Origin of the sequence: Paraburkholderia aromaticivorans, from assembly GCF_002278075.1 — a bacterium.
GTDB lineage: Bacteria > Pseudomonadota > Gammaproteobacteria > Burkholderiales > Burkholderiaceae > Paraburkholderia > Paraburkholderia aromaticivorans.
Window position 1 is genome coordinate 1,232,941 of sequence record NZ_CP022989.1, and the last position, 18,104, is coordinate 1,251,044.

At 62.2% G+C, this 18,104-nt stretch carries 17 protein-coding genes; 11 read left to right on the forward strand and 6 right to left on the reverse strand.

Going from position 1 to position 18,104, the window contains the following annotated elements; all coding sequences use genetic code 11:
• Positions 1–94 precede the first annotated feature (94 nt).
• A complete protein-coding gene (locus CJU94_RS05560) occupies positions 95–625 on the forward strand; it encodes an SET domain-containing protein (protein WP_095417864.1) in 531 nt (176 codons plus the stop codon).
• Positions 626–691: 66 nt separating this feature from the next.
• On the opposite strand, the gene CJU94_RS05565 is transcribed toward CJU94_RS05560, so the two are convergent.
• Both CJU94_RS05565 and CJU94_RS05570 read right to left on the reverse strand, forming a co-directional pair.
• Entirely contained in the window at positions 692–2,194 is a 1,503-nt protein-coding gene (locus tag CJU94_RS05565) for a sensor histidine kinase (RefSeq protein WP_095420232.1), read from the reverse strand.
• 135 nt (positions 2,195–2,329) lie between these two features.
• Positions 2,330–3,016 carry a response regulator gene (locus CJU94_RS05570; RefSeq protein WP_007180058.1) on the reverse strand — a complete coding sequence of 229 codons (687 nt, stop codon included), beginning with the start codon at positions 3,014–3,016 and terminating at the stop codon, positions 2,330–2,332.
• Between the two features lie 242 nt (positions 3,017–3,258).
• On the opposite strand from CJU94_RS05570, the gene CJU94_RS05575 reads away from it, so the two are divergent.
• The gene (locus CJU94_RS05575; RefSeq protein ID WP_095417865.1) at positions 3,259–3,483 is read left to right on the forward strand and encodes a DUF3717 domain-containing protein; all 225 of its coding nucleotides are present in this window, start codon (positions 3,259–3,261) and stop codon (positions 3,481–3,483) included.
• A gap of 105 nt (positions 3,484–3,588) precedes the next feature.
• Here CJU94_RS05575 and CJU94_RS05580 read toward each other — a convergent pair whose 3' ends face one another.
• Entirely contained in the window at positions 3,589–3,879 is a 291-nt protein-coding gene (locus tag CJU94_RS05580) for a 4a-hydroxytetrahydrobiopterin dehydratase (RefSeq protein WP_095417866.1), read from the reverse strand.
• A 104-nt stretch (positions 3,880–3,983) separates the two neighbouring features.
• The gene (gene phhA, locus CJU94_RS05585; protein WP_095417867.1) at positions 3,984–4,874 is read right to left on the reverse strand and encodes a phenylalanine 4-monooxygenase; all 891 of its coding nucleotides are present in this window, start codon (positions 4,872–4,874) and stop codon (positions 3,984–3,986) included.
• Between the two features lie 147 nt (positions 4,875–5,021).
• Between phhA and CJU94_RS05590 the strand changes: the two genes are divergently transcribed.
• Positions 5,022–5,513 (forward strand): Lrp/AsnC family transcriptional regulator, encoded by a 492-nt coding sequence (locus tag CJU94_RS05590; RefSeq protein WP_095420233.1) that lies wholly within the window; start codon positions 5,022–5,024, stop codon positions 5,511–5,513.
• 81 nt (positions 5,514–5,594) lie between these two features.
• Here CJU94_RS05590 and CJU94_RS05595 read toward each other — a convergent pair whose 3' ends face one another.
• The gene (locus tag CJU94_RS05595) at positions 5,595–6,131 is read right to left on the reverse strand and encodes a class IV adenylate cyclase (protein ID WP_095417868.1); all 537 of its coding nucleotides are present in this window, start codon (positions 6,129–6,131) and stop codon (positions 5,595–5,597) included.
• A 358-nt stretch (positions 6,132–6,489) separates the two neighbouring features.
• Positions 6,490–7,389: a LysR family transcriptional regulator gene (locus CJU94_RS05600; protein ID WP_095417869.1), complete on the reverse strand. Its 900-nt coding sequence runs from the start codon at positions 7,387–7,389 to the stop codon at positions 6,490–6,492.
• A 143-nt stretch (positions 7,390–7,532) separates the two neighbouring features.
• On the opposite strand from CJU94_RS05600, the gene CJU94_RS05605 reads away from it, so the two are divergent.
• The 8 genes from CJU94_RS05605 to CJU94_RS05640 all read left to right on the forward strand — a co-directional run bounded on the left by CJU94_RS05605 (position 7,533) and on the right by CJU94_RS05640 (position 17,780).
• A complete protein-coding gene (locus CJU94_RS05605; protein ID WP_095417870.1) occupies positions 7,533–9,071 on the forward strand; it encodes a CoA-acylating methylmalonate-semialdehyde dehydrogenase in 1,539 nt (512 codons plus the stop codon).
• A gap of 166 nt (positions 9,072–9,237) precedes the next feature.
• Positions 9,238–10,953 carry a GMC family oxidoreductase gene (locus tag CJU94_RS05610; protein WP_095417871.1) on the forward strand — a complete coding sequence of 572 codons (1,716 nt, stop codon included), beginning with the start codon at positions 9,238–9,240 and terminating at the stop codon, positions 10,951–10,953.
• Between the two features lie 287 nt (positions 10,954–11,240).
• Complete coding sequence (locus CJU94_RS05615) at positions 11,241–12,020, forward strand: ABC transporter ATP-binding protein (protein WP_095417872.1); 780 nt, start codon at positions 11,241–11,243, stop codon at positions 12,018–12,020.
• Positions 12,017–12,775, forward strand: a complete 759-nt coding sequence (locus CJU94_RS05620) for an ABC transporter ATP-binding protein (protein WP_095417873.1) — start codon at positions 12,017–12,019, stop codon at positions 12,773–12,775. The genes CJU94_RS05615 and CJU94_RS05620 overlap by 4 nt, the downstream gene beginning before the upstream one ends.
• Before the next feature lie 54 nt (positions 12,776–12,829).
• Positions 12,830–14,044 (forward strand): ABC transporter substrate-binding protein, encoded by a 1,215-nt coding sequence (locus CJU94_RS05625; RefSeq protein WP_095417874.1) that lies wholly within the window; start codon positions 12,830–12,832, stop codon positions 14,042–14,044.
• Between the two features lie 194 nt (positions 14,045–14,238).
• Entirely contained in the window at positions 14,239–15,123 is an 885-nt protein-coding gene (locus tag CJU94_RS05630; RefSeq protein ID WP_095417875.1) for a branched-chain amino acid ABC transporter permease, read from the forward strand.
• A complete protein-coding gene (locus CJU94_RS05635; protein WP_167397551.1) occupies positions 15,123–16,094 on the forward strand; it encodes a branched-chain amino acid ABC transporter permease in 972 nt (323 codons plus the stop codon). The genes CJU94_RS05630 and CJU94_RS05635 overlap by 1 nt, the downstream gene beginning before the upstream one ends.
• A 519-nt stretch (positions 16,095–16,613) precedes the next feature.
• Positions 16,614–17,780: an ABC transporter substrate-binding protein gene (locus CJU94_RS05640; RefSeq protein WP_095417877.1), complete on the forward strand. Its 1,167-nt coding sequence runs from the start codon at positions 16,614–16,616 to the stop codon at positions 17,778–17,780.
• Positions 17,781–18,104 lie beyond the last annotated feature (324 nt).

Genomic DNA, 18,104 nt, shown 5'->3' on the forward strand with positions numbered 1-18,104 from the left:
TGCTATGCGCGTCAGAAAAAAGCAGCGCGCCAGACGCGGGCATTGCTGATAGCTGCCGACCTTCACCCTCAAGTTCTTCACAAGGATTCATTCAATGAGTTCACGCAGGATCGCCGTGCGCCGTTCGGGTGTGCACGGCAAAGGCGTGTTTGCCCTCGAACCGATTGCGGCCGGCGAGCGGCTGATCGAATACAAGGGCGAGCGGATCTCTTGGAAAGAAGCGCTGCGCCGTCATCCGCACAATCCGGCGGAGCCAAATCACACGTTCTATTTCGCGCTCGACAGCGGCAAGGTGATCGACGGCAAAGTGAACGGCAATAGCGCACGCTGGATCAACCATTCCTGCGCGCCGAACTGCGAAGCCGAAGAAATCGACGGTCACGTGTATGTGCACGCGTTACGCGATATCGCGGAAGGCGAGGAAGTCTTTTATGACTACGGCCTCGTCATCGACGCGCGTCAGACCAAGAAACTGAAGAAGGAATATGAATGCCGTTGCGGCGCGCGCAAGTGCCGCGGCACGATGCTGGCGCCGCCTGAGAAGGAGAAGGAGAAGGGCGCGGGCAAGTCCGGGAAATCGGCCAAAAAGGCCGGGACGACCGTGAAGAAAGCGAAGAAGAAATGACATGCGGGCGGCCTGGGGCGTTCACCCATGTGAACGCCCCAGGCCGCCCGGCGAGCATTTGAACCGTTAGATATCCACCGGCGCCGAGTGCGCCGTTTTTTTCGCCGGCCGCCGAGGTTCGGGCGCCACGTCACTTTGCACGCTGATCGGCACGAGTGGAATGCGCACGATGAAACGTGCGCCTCCTTCCGGTGCGTCTTCGTAATGCACGCTGCCGTGATGCAGCACCATGATGTCGTGAACGATCGCGAGGCCAAGGCCGGCGCCGCCATCCACGCCGGCATCGCTCTGACCGTCGCCGCGGAAAAACCGTTTGAAGAGATCGGCTTGCTGATTGCGCGGCACGCCCGGTCCGTTGTCTTCGACGACGATCTCCGCCATGCGCAGTTCGTCGACCACCGTTTGCGACACCGTCACCGTAATGCGTCCGCCATCGAAGCGCGACGGCGGCACATACTTGAGTGCGTTATCCAGCAGATTGGCGATCACTTCGTGCAGCAGCACGGGATTGCCGCGCGCCATCAACGGCTCGCCGTTGGTCGGATCGTCCAGACGCTGGAAGCCGAGGTCGACGTGGAACGTCAACGCGCGCGGCACCCATTCCGCGCCGGTATCGAATGCGAGCGCGGCCATATCGACGTTGACGAAGCGAGCTGCCTGTTCACCCGGCTCGGCGCGCGCGAGAGAAAGCAGTTGATTCGAGAGACGCACCGCGCGGTCGGCTGCGGCGCGCAATTCACGCACCGCGGCCAGCGTTTGCTGCGGGTCGCGTGCAACCGCAGCCTGCTCCGCATGCAGCTTGACGGCGGTGAGCGGCGTGCGCAGTTGATGCGCGGCGTCGGCGATAAATTTGCGCTGGCCGTCGAGCGCTGTTTTCAGACGACCGAGCAGCGCATTCAGCGCGCCCGTCAACGGCCGGATTTCGACCGGCACATAGGTTTCGTCGACCGGTTCGAGCGACGTGTGGGTTTGCCGGTTCAGCGAGTCCGCCAGATCGGTCAGGGGATTGAGCTGCTGATTGACCACGCGCCACACGATCACCCAGCCAGCCAGCAGCAGCAACAGCAGCGGCATCATGATCGCGACCAGAAACTCGGCGGCGATACGGAACCGGTGGTGCACCGGCTGACCCACTTCGACGACGATCGGATTGCCGGTCGGCTGATCGACCCGAACCTGCGCCACCCGCACCGTCACGCCCTGATGCTGCGTTTCGAATACGTACGCGTAATGCATGCGGCGCACGCTCGTGCCTTGCAGCGGGAGGTTGCGGTCGCCGGCGATTTCGGTTTCGCCGGTGCTGATCCGGTAGACGAGGTGTTCCACCGGATCCGAGAACATAGCTTGGGCGAGCGGCGGCACGGTGACTCTGGCGTCCGCGCCGGCAATCTGGATCTGTTTGGAGATCGCGGTGGCGAGATCGGCGAGCGAACGGTCGACCACGTGCTGCGTGTACTGCCACGCCAGCCAGTAAGCGATCAGGCCGCTCATCAGCGCGAGCAGCGAAAGGGGAGCAGCGAGGCGCCGCAGCAGCGTGCGGCGCAGACTATTGGCGGCCGGCTGGGGCATGATCGAACGCACGGGAAAAGGGCAAACGGCGCAAGCACCGCAAAATGCCGCCGGATGCCGGCGACTTGCGCACCGAGTGCGCGGCGCCGGCCCGGCGCCGTCAGGCCGCAATGCGGTTTGCGGCCTTCATGGCGATTATGCGGCCTGGCGGATTTCCTGCAACAGGTAACCGAAGCCACGCACCGTGACGATCTCGACACGGCAGCTTTCGAGCTTTTTGCGGACCCGGTGCACGTAGACTTCGATCGCGGTGTCGCCGAGGTCGCCGCCGAAATGCGTCAGGTGGTCTTGCAGTTGCGCCTTGCTGACCACGCGGCCATGACGCAACAGCAGCATTTCGAGCACGGCGAATTCGCGCGGCGAAAGTTCGAGCGGCTTGTCGTCGTTGAAAATGCGGCGATCGACGCCCGACAGGCGCACACCGCCCAGCGACACTTCCGGGCGCGGCATGTCGCCGTGCGGGCCGCTGCGGCGCATCACCGCGCGAATGCGCGCTTCGAGTTCGGTGGGTTCGAACGGCTTCAGCATGTAGTCGTCGGCGCCGGAATTCAGGCCTTGTACGCGGTCGTTCAACTCGTCGCGCGCGGTGAGGATGATCACCGGCGTGTGACGATTGCTCTGACGGAAACGCGAGAGCAGCGTCATGCCGTCGATGCCGGGCAGCCCCAGATCGAGGATCACCAGTTCGTGGCGATTTTGCGTCAGGGCCTGTTCGGCGAAAATGCCGTCGTGGACCATGTCGACGGTGAAGCCGGCTTGTTCGAGACTGCTTTGGATGCCGCGTGCGATGGGGCGGTCATCTTCGATCAGAAGGAGTCGCATGGATTTCGCTCAAGTACAATGGGTTAGGCGTTTGGGCAAGCGGTTCGCCGGGGCGCCTGCTGCACAGGCAGCGTGCGGCGTGGCCGTACCGGACTGACACGAAGAAGCGGCCACGAAGCAGGCATCGAGAACTCTCGAAGCGCCTGCTCAGCGCCCCGGGATCTGTCGCTTCGCGCCAGTCTCCCCGAGGGGCAAGAAAACTTGGGACGGGCCGGCGTTTTCTTGAGAGCGATCACGAAGTCATGTCCGAGATAAGCATTCACGAACTGGAAGCCGCGATCAACTTCTGGCGCACCCGCTCACCTTCGAGCGGCGACGAACTCGTTCTGTGCAAGGAGGCAAGCGCGCTCTCCAAGCCGTATGCGTTGATGATTGTACAGCGTCAGCACACGCTATCACCGGATCGATTGGACGGGGCCGCGAAGCTGGCGTGGGATTCTTACGTGCAGCTTAAGAATAGCCTGTAGAACTGAAGGTTTCGACAAGGGATTACCTGCAATGCCCTTTCAGTGCCGGCGAATTATTCGGTATGCGGCCCATCAACGCGTCTGAACCCTACCTGTTCGTTTGTATTACGCCGTAATACTGTCGATGAATTCAGCCAGTTTGATGTCGCGTTCGGTCAGGCCGTTGGCCTCGTGAGTCGAAAGGGTGATTTCCACCTTGTTGTACACGTTGAACCATTCCGGATGGTGATCCATTTCCTGCGCCTTGATCGCCACGCGCGTCATGAAGCCGAATGCTTCGTTGAAATCCGCGAACTCGAACTGGCGCTGGATTGCGTCGCGGCCCGTTGCGGCTTGCCAGCCATGCAGCGCGGCGATCTGGGTGGCGCGTTCTTCGGAAGTCAGTTTGTGAACCATGGTGCTACCTCATTCAATCGGGACAGGCACGCCGGTGGACGTGCGCATCCGCTATTTTTTCACGGATGCTGCCCGCTCGCTGCCGGCCTGCCCGGTGTTGCCTGTCAGATGTCGCCGTCCGCCAGCCAGCCTTCGCGCGATCCACGTGTCATGACGCGATCGTGTTCGAGGACGTCGCCGGCCGCGAATGCCGGTTCGGCGGCGAGCCTCGCCAGCAGCGGCGCGAAATCGGTTTGCGCCACGTTGAACAACTGCGCGAAGTCGTCGATCACGAAGTAGGTTTTCTGGAATGTGTCGATCCGGTAGCGGGTGCGCATCACGCGTTCAAGGTCGAAGCCGAGCCGGTTCGGCGCGGCGCTCTGCTGGCTGTAGAGCGTTTCGCCCTTGCTCGACACGATGCCCGCGCCATAGATCTTCACGCCGTTCGGACTTGCCGCGTCGCGGATCAGGCCGAACTCCACGGTGTACCAGTAAAGACGCGCAAGCAGCGGCAGGGCGCCGGCGTCGTTGGCCGCGAGCGCGGCGCGGCCGTATGCGTGCATGTAGTCGGCGAACACGGGGTTGATCAGCAGCGGCACGTGGCCGAACAGATCGTGAAAGCAATCCGGTTCCTGCAGGTAATCGAGTTGATCGGGCCGGCGCATCCACCATGTCACGGGAAAGCGGCGATTGGCCAGATGTTCGAAGAACACCTGGTCCGGCACGAGGCCGGGCACGGCGACAATCCGCCAACCGGTGGCGGGCGTGAGCTTTGCATTGATCTCGTCGAAGGAGGGCACCCGGTCGGCCGGCATGCCGATGCATTCGACGCCCGCCAGAAACTCGTCACACACGCGCCCTGTGAGCAGCGCCGTCTGGCGCGCATAAAGCTGTTGCCACACGGCGTGGTCGACCGCGCCGTAGCGTTCGGTCGGTTGATCGATGGTGAAATCGGCACGGGTTTTGAGGCCGGCGTCGAATTGCTCTTGCAGTTTGGCGGTATTGGCGGTGGACATGATGCAGCGCTCTACGAGGCCGGCAGGGGTGAATCGGTGATTCAAGTGTAGAGCGGCGGCTGCGCGCAAAGGGCGCAATATTGGCGCTTTAATGCAGAGATATGCAATAATCGTGCATGAAACGACTATTCAATGCGGGTATTCTTCATGTTAGAACTGGATCACTTCGATCTCGCGCTGCTGGAGGTGCTGCAGCGCTTCGGCCGGGCAACGCATCAGCAACTGGCGGAGCAGGTGCCGCTGTCACCGTCGCAGATTGGGCGGCGTTTGCAGCGTCTGGAGCAGGCGGGTGTGGTGGACGGCTATCGCGTCGTGCTGCGGCCGGAAAAGCTCGGGCTCGGCGTCACGGCGTTTACCAGTCTGAAGTTGAAGCACCACGGCGATTCGATCATCGAGCAATTCCAGCAGCAGATCGACGTGCTGCCTGAAGTGCTGGAGTGCCATGCCGTGGTGGGCGACGCCGACTATCTGTTGCGCATCGTCGCTCCCGATCTGAATTATCTGTCGACGTTCGTCATGAAGAAGCTGATGCGCGTGCCGGGCGTCGATAGCGTGCGTTCGAATATCGTGCTCACCACCTTCAAGCGCAACGGGCCGTTGCCGCTCGGCCATCTGTCGCCGGGAACAGCCGCCGCCTGATGCGGCGGCAGCAGGGGCGCGGCGGCGCTCGCGCGGACTTCGCCCGCGGTTCGCGGCCCGTAGCCCGCGGCGCGTCCGGTACTACGCCGCTTGCTTCGGCTCGCTGTCCGGGCTCAACAGATCGACGTAGGCCACGGCCACCAGATCCGATTCCGGCACGCCGAGCGTGGCGAACATGGCATGGGCTTCGGCGTGGCCACCTTCTTCGTCGTCGTCCTGGGCAAGCAGGACTTCGAGTTCGACGAAATCGCCCAGACCGTCCACCCGGTCCAGATGGATCCGCGTGCGCCCGGTCAAGTACACATGCCGTTCCTTGGTGACGATGCCACGCGTGGTCAGCGCGGTGGCGAGCAGCGCGTGCATGGCTTCCGGGTTGGTCACCGGGCTGCGCGTGTAATAAGACGCCTTCGGGCCGTCACGGTCGTCGCGCTGGTAAAAAATCAGCTCGGCCGGCGTGCCGTCGTCGAACTGGCGCAGCTTCAGGCGGCCGCGCGGTACGTCGTAGAAAAAGTCCTGCTGGCGGAAGATCAGCGGCGCGTCCGGCGCGAGCTGCGCCGCGCGCTCGCGAAGTTGCTCGAAATGCTGGGCGCGGGCTTTGATTTCAATGTTGCGTGCCATGTCAGGCTCCTGTCGAGGGATGGAGTGGTCGGCGGCTTCCGGTGTTGCCGGGGCGAAGCTGCCGGGAAGGACAAAGTCAGGCGGAACGGGAAACAATGCGGGGCCGGCGCGTGAGCGCGAAGCCTCAATCTAACAAAAACTGCGTGACGGTGTGGTTTCAGATGTGGGGCGCAAGGACGCGGCGGGTGATCGGGTTCAGCGGGTGTTCATCGCCGGGGTCCAGCGAGGGCGCTGCGCAGGAAGGCCGCCGCGAGGAGCGCGCCGTTCCGGGCTGTCATGAGAGCGGCTCATATCGCGCGCCTGGCGCTCTTTGAGGCTGACGGCATATCGCTTTGCACCACCGCCATTCGCGTGCTTCTTACGTCGCCCATTGCTGCTCGATCAACTTCAGCGCGGCCGCAATCGCCGGTTCCTCCTTGCGTTGCGCGAGCGTGATGAAGCTGAGCTGAGTCGGCACCGTCACACCTTCGACGATGGTGAGCGCGTGCGCATGCGCTTCGGCGATCGCGGTGGCGTCGCGCGCGAGCGTGAGACCCACGCCTGACTTGACGAGATCCAGCATGGAGGGCTCCTGATCCACTTCCGCCACCTTGATTGGCTTCACGCCGGCTTCGTCGAAGCAGCGCGACAACAAGCGGTTATGCGCCGACGCGGGCGGCGTCCAGATCCACGGCAGGGCAGCGAGCGAGCGCCAGTCGCGCGCGCCCTTGACGCGGTCTTTCCAGCCGGCGGGCGCGAGTACGCGGTACTGGAAGTGAGTCAGCGTGACGGCGTGAAAGGCGGGGCCGTCGCGCGGTTCGTCTTCGGACGGCAAACCGATGTAGTAACCGACGTCGAGTTCACCCGCGCGAACCTGCTCCAGCACCCAGCCCGACATGCCGTGGCGCAAGGCCGTCTCGATACGCGGCCAGGTTTCCACGAGTTGCTTCAGAAAGCCGCCGAGGCGCAGAAACGCCGGGTCGAGAATCGTGCCGATGCGCAATCGTCCGCGCACTTCGTGGCGCAGCGATTGCGCCGCGCGCTGCACGTCGCTCGCCGCGCCGAGCGCGCGTTCGGCATGAGGCAGCAGCGCCTGGCCGTCGCGGGTCAGCGAGAGCCCGTGCGAAGTCCGCGTGAATAGCGTCACGCCGAGCGTCTCCTGCAAATGCTTGATTTGCAGGCTGACGGCGGGTTGGGTCAGGTGAAGCTGCACCGCGGCGCGCGTGAGGTTGCCCTCGCGCGCCACAGTGACGAAGGCCCGGAGCAGAGTCAGATCCATATTCTGATATTAACGCGCCTTATAACGCAGTTGAGCATTACTCATTGGATTTGTCGACCCGAAGCGCCGTACGCTTCACCTTCAGCACGCCTTGATCAAGCCGCAGGCGCCGGGGCGGAAGACTTCACAGGAAAGAGGACGACATGAGCGAGACATATCAGGACGAAGCCGTGCGCAGCGCGACGAGCGCGAATGCGCTTACGCATTTCATCAACGGCAAGACCGTCGAAGGTACGAGCGGGCGCTTCGGCGACGTCTTCAATCCTGCGCAAGGCAGCGTGAGCGCCCGCGTGCCGCTCGCGAGCGTCGCCGAAGTGGATGCGGCCGTCGCCGCGGCCAAAGACGCCTTTCCCGCCTGGAGCGAAACCGCGCCGCTCAAACGGGCGCGTGTCCTGTTCAAGTTCAAGGAACTGCTCGACCGTCACCACGACGAACTCGCCGAGCTGATCACGCGGGAGCACGGCAAGGTGTTTTCGGATGCGAAAGGCGAAGTGATGCGCGGCATCGAAATCGTCGAGTTCGCATGCGGCATTCCGAATCTGTTGAAGACCGACTTCACGGATCAGATCGGCGGCGGCATCGACAACTGGAATCTGCGTCAACCGCTCGGCGTGGTGGCCGGCATTACGCCGTTCAATTTCCCGATGATGGTGCCGTGCTGGATGTTCCCCGTCGCGATTGCGTGCGGCAACACGTTCGTGCTGAAGCCGTCGGAGCGTGATCCCTCCTGTTCGAACCGTCTCGCGGAATTGTTGAGAGAGGCAGGCTTGCCGAATGGCGTCTTCAACGTCGTGCACGGCGACAAGGTCGCGGTCGATGCGCTGCTCGTGCATCCGGACGTGAGCGCATTGTCGTTTGTGGGTTCGACGCCGATCGCCGAATACATTTACACGGAAGGCACGAAGCACGGCAAGCGTGTGCAGGCTTTGGGCGGGGCGAAGAATCATCTGGTGGTGATGCCGGACGCGGATCTCGATCAGGCAGTCGACGCTCTGATCGGCGCGGCGTACGGTTCGGCGGGCGAGCGTTGCATGGCGATTTCGGTGGCCGTCGCCGTCGGGCATATCGCCGATGAGCTGGTCGAACGGCTCACACCGCGCGTGAAGAGCCTGAAGATTCTTAACGGCATGGAGTCGGATGCCGAGATGGGGCCGTTGGTCACGGCGGTGCATCGCGAGAAAGTGGTGGGCTATATCGACTCCGGCGTCGCGGCGGGCGCGAAGCTGGTCGTGGATGGCCGAGGCCATCAGGTGAGCGGTCACGAGAAGGGCTTCTTTCTCGGCGGCACCTTGTTCGACGATGTCTCGACCGACATGAAGATTTATCGCGAAGAGATTTTTGGACCCGTGCTCTGCGTAGTACGCGTGCCGGATTTTGCGTCCGCGGTGGAGCTGATCAACGCCAACGAGTTTGCTAACGGCGTATCGCTGTTTACGTCGGATGGCGGTGTCGCTCGCGCATTCTCGCGCCAGATCCAGATCGGCATGGTAGGCATCAACGTTCCGATTCCGGTGCCGATGGCGTGGCATTCCTTTGGTGGCTGGAAGAAGTCTCTCTTCGGCGACCATCACGCGTATGGTGAAGAAGGCGTGCGGTTTTACACCCGCTACAAGAGCATCATGCAACGTTGGCCCGACAGTATCGCCAAGGGTGCGGAGTTCACGATGCCGGTGGCCAAGTAAGGTGAAGCAGGGGTCTTCGGCGGCGCTTCTGGTGGCGTGCCGAAGGCCGTAGCGGAATGGGCGCCGAACATGCAGAAAAAAAGGCGGAAAAACACAATAGAGCCCAACGCCGCGGTCGCCTGGTAACCATGCGGCCGGTCGGTAAAAAAGCTTAGGAGACTGAACAATGAGCGCTACCCAGACCACGCCTGAAACCGCGCGGCGGCTCGAAGGCGAGTTCGACTACATCATCGTGGGCGCGGGAACGGCGGGCTGTGTACTGGCCAATCGCCTGAGCGAAGATCCGGACGTGCAGGTGTTGCTGCTCGAAGCCGGCGGCAAGGACGATTACCACTGGATTCACGTGCCGGTCGGCTATCTCTATTGCATCGGCAATCCGCGCACGGACTGGCTTTACAAAACACAGTCCGAACCCGGGCTGAACGGCCGCGCGCTTTCATATCCACGCGGGCGCGTGCTGGGCGGCAGCTCGTCCATCAACGGCATGATCTACATGCGTGGTCAGCGTGAAGACTACGATGAATGGGCGCGTGTTACCAACGACTCGTCCTGGTCCTGGAACGCGGTGCTGCCGGTTTTCAGGCGCAGCGAAGATCACTATGCCGGCGCGAGCGAGTCGCATGGCGCGGGCGGACCGTGGCGCGTCGAGAAGCAGCGGCTGAAATGGAAGATTCTCGAAGAGTTCTCACGCGCCGCGCAAGAGACGGGCATTCCCGCCACTGACGACTTCAACCGCGGTGACAACACGGGCGTCGGCTACTTCGACGTCAATCAGAAACGCGGCATTCGGTGGAATGCGTCGAAGGCATTTTTGCGTCCCGCACTCAAGCGGCCGAATCTCACCGTTATCACCGGCGCGCACACGCAACGCGTCGTATTCGACGGACGCCGTTGCACAGGCGTCGAATATCGCGGCGACAACACGGACTATCTGGCCAAAGCCCGCTGCGAAGTGATCCTCAGTTCAGGTGCGGTCAACTCGCCGCAATTGCTTGAACTGTCCGGGATCGGCAACGGCGCGCGTCTGCAGAACCTGGGCGTCGAGGTCGTCAACGATCTGCGTGGTGTCGGAGAAAATCTGCAGGACCATTTGCAATTGCGGATGGCCTATCAAGTCGACGGCGTGCGCACGCTCAATACGGCGTCCGCGCATTGGTGGGGCAAGCTGATGATCGGCATGCAGTACGCGTTGTTTCAAAGCGGCCCCATGTCGATGTCGCCGTCGCAGCTCGGTGCGTTTGCCAAGTCCGATCCGAATGACCGCTCGCTGTCGCGACCCGACCTCGAATACCACGTCCAGCCGCTTTCGCTCGATCGCTTTGGCGAGCCGCTGCATCGGTTCAACGCGTTCACCGCGTCCGTGTGCCAGTTGAGGCCCACTTCGCGCGGCAGCGTCCACATCGAATCAGCCGATGCTTCAGCGCCGCCGTTGATCGCCCCGAACTATCTTTCCACCGATTACGACCGGCACGTGGCCGCCAATGCGCTGCGCCTCACGCGCCGCATTGCCGCAGCGCCCGCGCTCGCGCGCTACCGGCCGCGGGAGATTTTGCCGGGCATCCAGTATCAGACCGAGGAAGAGTTGCAGCAGGCCGCCGGCGCGGTGGGCACGACCATCTTCCATCCGGTCGGCACCTGCCGCATGGGGACGACCGACGACCCCGGCGCGGTTGTCGACAACCGGCTACGAGTTATCGGTGTTAACGGACTGCGGGTGGTGGACGCATCCGTCATGCCGACCATCACCTCGGGGAACACCAATTCGCCCACGCTGATGATCGCGGAGCGCGCCAGCGACATGATCCGCGAGGATCGCCGTGCGCGCGCGGCCGGCAACGCCGCGGCGCCGACGAATTCGACAGCGTCCGTGTACGCTGTGTGACAGGCGCAATCAGGATCGCATGAGATACTCGCCCGACCTGCGCGGTGGGGCAGTTCATGTGTCGGGCTGCGTGCGAGACCGGCATCATCCACTAAGTGCAAATCCCAATGAATGCGCTGCATCATTGGCGCGACAATGGCAGCCATGCTGCGTGTGGCCCCATGGATTACCGTCCGGATTGGTGCAGCACGCCAACGAGCGGCACGGGGTGCCGCCGTCATAAAAAGTCGCGCAGCGGTTCGCGCGGAAGATCGTAATGCTTCGCCTTACTCCGTATGGAAGGGAACATGATTCTCGGCGATACGATTCTCGAAACGCGCGGCCTCACCCGTGAGTTCAAAGGCTTTATCGCCGTGAACGGTGTGAACCTGCGCGTGCGCCGTGGCTCGATCCATGCGCTGATCGGCCCGAATGGGGCAGGCAAGACCACCTGCTTCAATCTGCTCACCAAATTTCTCGAACCCACCGCGGGTCAGATCGTTTTTAACGGCATCGACATCACGAGCGAACGTCCGGCGCAGATCGCCCGGCGCGGCATTATCCGTTCATTCCAGATTTCCGCGGTATTTCCCCATCTGACAGCATTGCAGAATGTGCGCATCGGCCTGCAACGCCAACTCGGCACGGCCTTTCATTTCTGGAAGAGCGAGCGCACGCTGCGCCAACTCGACGATCGCGCAATGGACTTGCTCACGCAGGTCGGATTGACCGATTTCGCCGACGTGTTGACGGTCGAACTTTCCTACGGCCGCAAGCGCGCGCTGGAGATCGCCACGACGCTCGCCATGGAACCGGAACTCATGCTGCTCGACGAGCCCACGCAAGGCATGGGTCACGAAGACGTCGATCGCGTCACGGCGCTGATCAAAAAGGTATCGAGCGGGCGCACCATCCTGATGGTCGAGCACAACATGAACGTGATCGCCGGCATCTCCGACACGATCACCGTGCTGCAACGTGGCGAAGTGCTCGCCGAAGGCAGCTACGGCGAAGTGTCGAAGAATCCGCTGGTGATGCAAGCCTATATGGGCAGCGCCGACGCGGCGCTCGCCGGAGCCCACGCATGAATACGATTGCCGAGCGTGAAAGCCTCGAAGTGAGCGGCACGGACGGCGCCGCTCCCGCGCTGGACATCAAGGGATTGCAGGCGTGGTACGGAGAGTCCCACATTCTGCATGGCGTCGATCTGACGGTGAACCGCGGCGAAGTCGTCACGCTGCTGGGCCGCAATGGCGCCGGGCGGACCACGACGCTGCGCGCCATCATGGGCCTGACTGGCCGGCGCACCGGTTCGATCCGCATTGGCGGACGCGAAACGGTCAATCTGCCCACGCATCGCATCGCGCATTGCGGCATTGGTTATTGCCCGGAAGAGCGCGGTATTTTTTCGAGCCTCTCATGTGAGGAAAATCTGCTGTTGCCGCCGCCTGTCGGGGACAAGGCGCACATGATGTCGCTCGAAGAAATCTATTCGATGTTTCCGAATCTGCACGAACGCCGCATGAGCCAGGGCACGCGTCTCTCTGGCGGCGAACAGCAGATGCTGGCGGTAGCGCGCATTCTGCGCACCGGCGCGAGCTTGCTATTGCTCGACGAAATCTCGGAAGGGCTTGCGCCTGTCATCGTTCAGGCGCTGGCGCGCATGATCATGACGCTCAAGGCGCGCGGCTACACCGTGGTGATGGTCGAGCAGAATTTCCGCTTTGCCGCGCCGCTTGCCGATCGCTTCTACGTGATGGAGCACGGCGCGATTGTCGAGCACTTCGGGGCAAGTGAACTCGAAACCAAGATGCCGATCCTGCACGATCTTTTAGGCGTATAAAAAAGCGCCTGATTTGCCTCTGATAACCACAAGCGAAGAAACCAGGAGACAGGAATGAAAAAGAACCCACTCGCGCGGCTTGCCACACTTTGTTTCGCGGTCGCCGCCGGCGCCGCCTTGACGACGGGCAGCGCGCAAGCGGCCGACGATGCGGTGAAGATCGGCTTCATCACCGACATGTCGGGTCTGTATGCGGACATCGACGGCCAGGGCGGCCTCGAAGCGATCCGCATGGCGGTGGCGGATTTCGGCGGCAAGGTCAACGGCAAGCCGATCACGGTGGTGTATGCCGACCACCAGAACAAGGCGGACATTGCGGCCTCGCGCGCACGGGAGTGGTTCGATCGCGACGGCGTCGACCTGCTGATCGGCGGCACGAACTCGGCAACGGGTTTGTCGATGAACACCGTGGCCGGTGAGAAGAAGAAGGTGTACATCAGCATCGGCGCAGGCGCCGACACGCTGACCAATGAGCAATGCACGCCGTACACGATCCACTATGCGTACGACACCACGGCGCTCGCCAAGGGCACGGGCTCGGCGGTGACGAAGCAGGGCGGCAAGACCTGGTACTTCCTCACGGCCGACTACGCGTTCGGCAAGGCGCTCGAGAAGAACACGTCCGACGTGGTGAAGGCGAACGGCGGCCAGGTGCTCGGCGCGGTACGTCATCCGCTGTCGGCATCGGACTTCTCGTCGTTCCTGTTGCAGGCGCAGGCGTCGAAGGCGCAGATTCTGGGCCTCGCCAACGCGGGCGGCGACACGATCAACTCGATCAAGGCGGCCAAGGAATTCGGCATCAGCAAGACGATGAAACTCGCCGCGCTGCTGGTGTTCATCGACGATATCCACAGCCTGGGCCTCGAAACGACCCAAGGCCTCGTTCTAACGGACAGCTGGTACTGGAACAAGGACGCCACGACGCGCAAGTGGGCGGAGCGCTATTTCGACAAGATGAAGAAGATGCCGTCGAGCCTGCAGGCCGCCGACTACTCGGCCACCATGACCTACCTGAACGCGGTGAAGGCGGTGGGTTCGACCGACTCCGACAAGGTGATGGCGCAACTGAAGAAGACCAAGATCAACGACTTCTACGCGAAGGGCTACATCCGTCAGGACGGCAGCATGATCCACGACATGTACCTGATGCAGGTCAAGACGCCGGCCGAATCCAAAGAGCCGTGGGACTACTACAAGATCACGGCGACGATCCCCGGCGAGCAGGCGTTCACCACCAAGACGGAAACGCGCTGCGCGTTGTGGAAATAAGCGTCGATTCGTAACCAGATAGCCGTCTGTCTGCTTGTACTGGCGGGCAAAACACAGTGCCGCGTTGGTACACAGCTGGCGGCGAACCGTTTCACATGCCGCGCACGATCGGCCACGCTGCCGCTGATCGTGCGCCGGCCGGATCGTGCGTGACCGATCTCACCTTGGCGATGGGTTAAGGGGTTAAGGCTTCAATGGAAATCTTTGGCGTTCCGCTACCTGCGATGCTGAGCCAGCTGTTGCTGGGGCTCGTGAACGGCTCGTTCTACGCAATTCTGAGTCTTGGGCTGGCGGTGATCTTCGGCTTGCTCAATGTGATCAACTTTGCGCACGGCGCGTTGTTCATGCTCGGCGCGATGCTCGCGTGGATGGGCCTGTCGTATTTCGGTCTGCCGTACTGGGTGATGCTCGTGCTGGCACCGTTGATCGTCGGGCTGTTCGGCATGGCGATCGAGCGCTCGATGCTGCGCTGGCTCTACAAGCTCGACCATCTTTACGGGCTCTTGTTGACCTTCGGACTCACGCTGGTGGTGGAGGGCGTGTTCCGTTCCATCTACGGGTCGTCGGGCCAGCCGTACGATGTGCCGTCGGCTCTGTCCGGCGCAACCAATCTCGGCTTCATGTTCCTGCCGAACTATCGCGCGTGGGTCGTGGTGGCCTCGCTGCTGGTTTGCTTCGCGACATGGTTCGTGATCGAGAAGACACGCCTTGGCGCCTATCTGCGCGCCGGCACGGAAAACCCGAAACTGGTCGAAGCATTCGGCATCAACGTGCCGCTGATGATCACGCTCACCTACGGCTTCGGCGTCGCGCTGGCCGCGTTCGCCGGCGTGCTCGCCGCTCCGGTGATCCAGGTTTCGCCGCTGATGGGGCAGCCCATGATCATCACCGTGTTCGCGGTGGTCGTGATCGGCGGTATGGGTTCGATCATGGGCTCGATTCTCACCGGCTTGATGCTCGGCGTGATCGAAGGGCTCACGCGCGTGTATTACCCGGAAGCGTCGGCGACCGTCGTCTTCGTGATCATGGCGCTCGTGTTGCTGGTTCGCCCGGCGGGTCTCTTCGGCAAGGAAAAATGATGCAGAGAAAAGTGCTCTACGGTCTGCTGCTGATCGTGCTTCTCGCGGTGCCCGTGCTCGGCATCTATCCGCTCTTCGTGATGAAGGTGCTGTGTTTCGCGCTGTTCGCGGCGGCGTTCAATCTGCTGATCGGCTACACCGGACTGCTGTCGTTCGGCCACGCGATGTTTCTCGCCTCGGCCGGCTACGTCACGGGCTACGCGATGCAGACGCTCGGCTTCTCGCCGGAACTCGGCGTGCTCGCCGGCACCGCGGCGGCGACCTTGCTCGGATTGGTCGTGGGCATCTTCGCGATTCGCCGCCAGGGCATCTACTTCGCGATGGTGACGCTCGCGCTCGCGCAGATGGTCTACTTCGTGTTCCTGCAGGCGCCGTTCACGCATGGTGAGGACGGTCTGCAAGGTGTGCCGCGCGGCAAGCTGTTCGGTGTGCTGGACCTCTCGTCCGATACGGCGTTGTACTTCGTCGTGCTCGCGGTGATGGTGCTGGCCTTCCTGCTGATCGTGCGGATCGTGCATTCGCCGTTTGGACAGGTGCTGGTGGCAATCAAGGAAAACGAGCCGCGCGCGGTGTCGCTCGGCTACGATACGGATCGCTTCAAGCTGCTCGCGTTCATTCTGTCGGCGGGGATTGCCGGTCTCGCGGGTTCGCTCAAGGTGCTGGTGCAAGGCTTCGAGACATTGAGCGACGCGTACTGGACCATGTCGGGCCTCGTAATTCTGATGACGCTCGTTGGCGGCATGGGCACCTTGTTCGGACCGTTGCTCGGCGCGGCGTTGATTGTCGCACTCGAAGACCGGCTCGGCGATTTCGGCGGGGCGCTTGCATCGTCGACGGGCGTGGAGTGGTTCCGCTCGCTAGGCGAATCGGTGACCATCGTGACCGGCGTGATTTTCATTGCCTGCGTGCTGGCGTTCCGGCGCGGCATTGTCGGCGAAATCATCGCGCGAGTGCGGCCACTGCGGGCCTGACGCGCGGTGGAATGCGCAATTGCTTCGGTATCCGATAGATTGTGACGGCGTGGACGGATGACGCCGTCGGCGCGACATTGACAACGCAACCGGCTGGCGGCGCCAGGCGCGCGCAAACGTGCCCCAATTCAGTGCCGCGGTGCACCACTAGGGTAATTGCTAGTTGTAGTAGACCGGGTGCTCATTTAATCTTCATGCAGTTCTGATGCACCACGAAATTTGCAGGTGGAGAACGAGGAGACAATGAGGCACTCAGTGCCCAGACGAAAGCGCTGTTGGATTGATATCCAACAGCGCTTTTTATTTGTGCTTCTGGTATTTACCATTCGAATTGACTGGCTAATTGGGCGCCCCTTTTTTATTCGAGAAACGCGGCGCCACGTCGCACCGCATAACCCCGCAAAACGCTTGCAGCGCGTGGCTTGCGTCCGCTAAACTCCCCATTCACCGACCGCTGGGTCGGGATTTAAATCCGCGGATTTAGATTCGAATGAATAACGGGGTAGACAGAGGAGCGGAATGAAGTCGGCATTGCGTTGGATCAGCGCGGCATGGGTCGCCACCGGAATGACTGCGGCATGGAGCGGCCATGCATTCGCGGACGTGAAAATCGGCGTGACCGTGTCGGCAACGGGCCCTGCCGCGTCGCTCGGTATCCCGGAAAAGAACACGATTGCGCTGCTGCCTAAAGAAGTGGCGGGCCAGAAAATCGATTACATCGTGCTCGACGACGCCACCGATTCGACTCAGGCCGTCAAGAACGCGCGCAAGCTCACCAGCGAAGATCACGTGGATGCGCTGATCGGCTCGACCGTCGTGCCGAACTCGCTGGCCATGATCGACGTTGCCGCTGAAACCACCACGCCCATGATCTCCATGGCCGCCGCGGCGAGCATCGTCGAGCCGATGGACGCAAAGCGCGCGTGGGTCTACAAGACGCCGCAAAACGACATTCTGATGGCCACCGCGATCGCGCAGCACATGTCGAATCACGGCGTGAAGACCGTTGCGTTCATCGGGTTCGCCGACGCTTACGGCGAGAGCTGGTTCAAGGAATTCGGCAAAGCCGCGGATCTCGCGAAGATCAAGATCGTCGCAAACGAACGCTTCGCGCGTAACGACGCATCGGTGACCGGCCAGGTGCTGAAGGTCATGTCGCAGAATCCGGACGCGGTGCTGATCGCGGGCGCGGGCACGCCGGCCGCGCTGCCGCAGAAAACGCTCAAGGAGCGCGGCTACAAGGGCAAGTACTATCAGACGCATGGCGTCGCCAACAACGACTTCCTGCGCGTGTGCGGCAAGGACTGCGAAGGCACGTATCTGCCGGCCGGCCCGTTGCTGGTTGCCGATCAACTGCCCGATTCGAATCCGGTGAAAAAGAGCGCGCTCGCATATAAGCGCGCCTACGAAACCGCTTACGGCGCCGGCTCGGTGTCGACCTTCGGCGGCCATGCATGGGACGCCGGCTTGCTGCTGCAACGCGCGATTCCGCTGGCGCTGAAGAAGGGCCAGCCGGGTACGCCTGCGTTCCGGGAGGCACTGCGCGCAGCGCTGGAAGGCACCAAAGACATGCCCGCGTCGCACGGCATCTTCAACATGAGCGCGAATGACCATTCTGGCCTCGACCAGCGGGCGCGCGTAATGGTGGAGATTGTCGGCGGCAAGTGGAAGTTGTCCGGCGACTGAGCGAAGGCGAAGCGATACGGAACCCTATTGAAAAAGACGCGTGCAGTTGACGCGTCTTTTTTATTGTCCGCGTCGCGAGAAGAAGTGTGGTTCCGCCGCTTCAGGACAAACCCGCATTCGGGCGGCGGTCTATTGACCGTGAATCATGCAGAACGCAATACTACTAACATGTTAGTGTTTTGTTCACAGGATATCGCAGCAGTTTGCAGTCGTGGTACGCAGCAGAAAGTGGCACCCAAAGCGGCAAAGGTATTCGCGCTGAGCAGGGAAAACCATGCTTGGCACGCCTGAACCCCATAACTAGATTCAGACACCCGGCCCGTA

Excerpts from the sequence above, each read along its gene's own strand:
- CJU94_RS05590 (WP_095420233.1), top strand. The coding sequence starts at position 5,022 with ATGTTAGAACTGGATCACTTCGATCTCGCGCTGCTGGAGGTGCTGCAG.
- CJU94_RS05605 (WP_095417870.1), top strand. The coding sequence starts at position 7,533 with ATGAGCGAGACATATCAGGACGAAGCCGTGCGCAGCGCGACGAGCGCG.
- CJU94_RS05575 (WP_095417865.1), top strand. The coding sequence starts at position 3,259 with ATGTCCGAGATAAGCATTCACGAACTGGAAGCCGCGATCAACTTCTGG.
- phhA (WP_095417867.1), bottom strand. The coding sequence starts at position 4,874 with ATGTCCACCGCCAATACCGCCAAACTGCAAGAGCAATTCGACGCCGGC.
- CJU94_RS05620 (WP_095417873.1), top strand. The coding sequence starts at position 12,017 with ATGAATACGATTGCCGAGCGTGAAAGCCTCGAAGTGAGCGGCACGGAC.
- CJU94_RS05595 (WP_095417868.1), bottom strand. The coding sequence starts at position 6,131 with ATGGCACGCAACATTGAAATCAAAGCCCGCGCCCAGCATTTCGAGCAA.
- CJU94_RS05630 (WP_095417875.1), top strand. The coding sequence starts at position 14,239 with ATGGAAATCTTTGGCGTTCCGCTACCTGCGATGCTGAGCCAGCTGTTG.
- CJU94_RS05560 (WP_095417864.1), top strand. The coding sequence starts at position 95 with ATGAGTTCACGCAGGATCGCCGTGCGCCGTTCGGGTGTGCACGGCAAA.
- CJU94_RS05625 (WP_095417874.1), top strand. The coding sequence starts at position 12,830 with ATGAAAAAGAACCCACTCGCGCGGCTTGCCACACTTTGTTTCGCGGTC.
- CJU94_RS05635 (WP_167397551.1), top strand. The coding sequence starts at position 15,123 with ATGCAGAGAAAAGTGCTCTACGGTCTGCTGCTGATCGTGCTTCTCGCG.
- CJU94_RS05570 (WP_007180058.1), bottom strand. The coding sequence starts at position 3,016 with ATGCGACTCCTTCTGATCGAAGATGACCGCCCCATCGCACGCGGCATC.
- CJU94_RS05615 (WP_095417872.1), top strand. The coding sequence starts at position 11,241 with ATGATTCTCGGCGATACGATTCTCGAAACGCGCGGCCTCACCCGTGAG.
- CJU94_RS05640 (WP_095417877.1), top strand. The coding sequence starts at position 16,614 with ATGAAGTCGGCATTGCGTTGGATCAGCGCGGCATGGGTCGCCACCGGA.
- CJU94_RS05600 (WP_095417869.1), bottom strand. The coding sequence starts at position 7,389 with ATGGATCTGACTCTGCTCCGGGCCTTCGTCACTGTGGCGCGCGAGGGC.
- CJU94_RS05610 (WP_095417871.1), top strand. The coding sequence starts at position 9,238 with ATGAGCGCTACCCAGACCACGCCTGAAACCGCGCGGCGGCTCGAAGGC.
- CJU94_RS05565 (WP_095420232.1), bottom strand. The coding sequence starts at position 2,194 with ATGCCCCAGCCGGCCGCCAATAGTCTGCGCCGCACGCTGCTGCGGCGC.
- CJU94_RS05580 (WP_095417866.1), bottom strand. The coding sequence starts at position 3,879 with ATGGTTCACAAACTGACTTCCGAAGAACGCGCCACCCAGATCGCCGCG.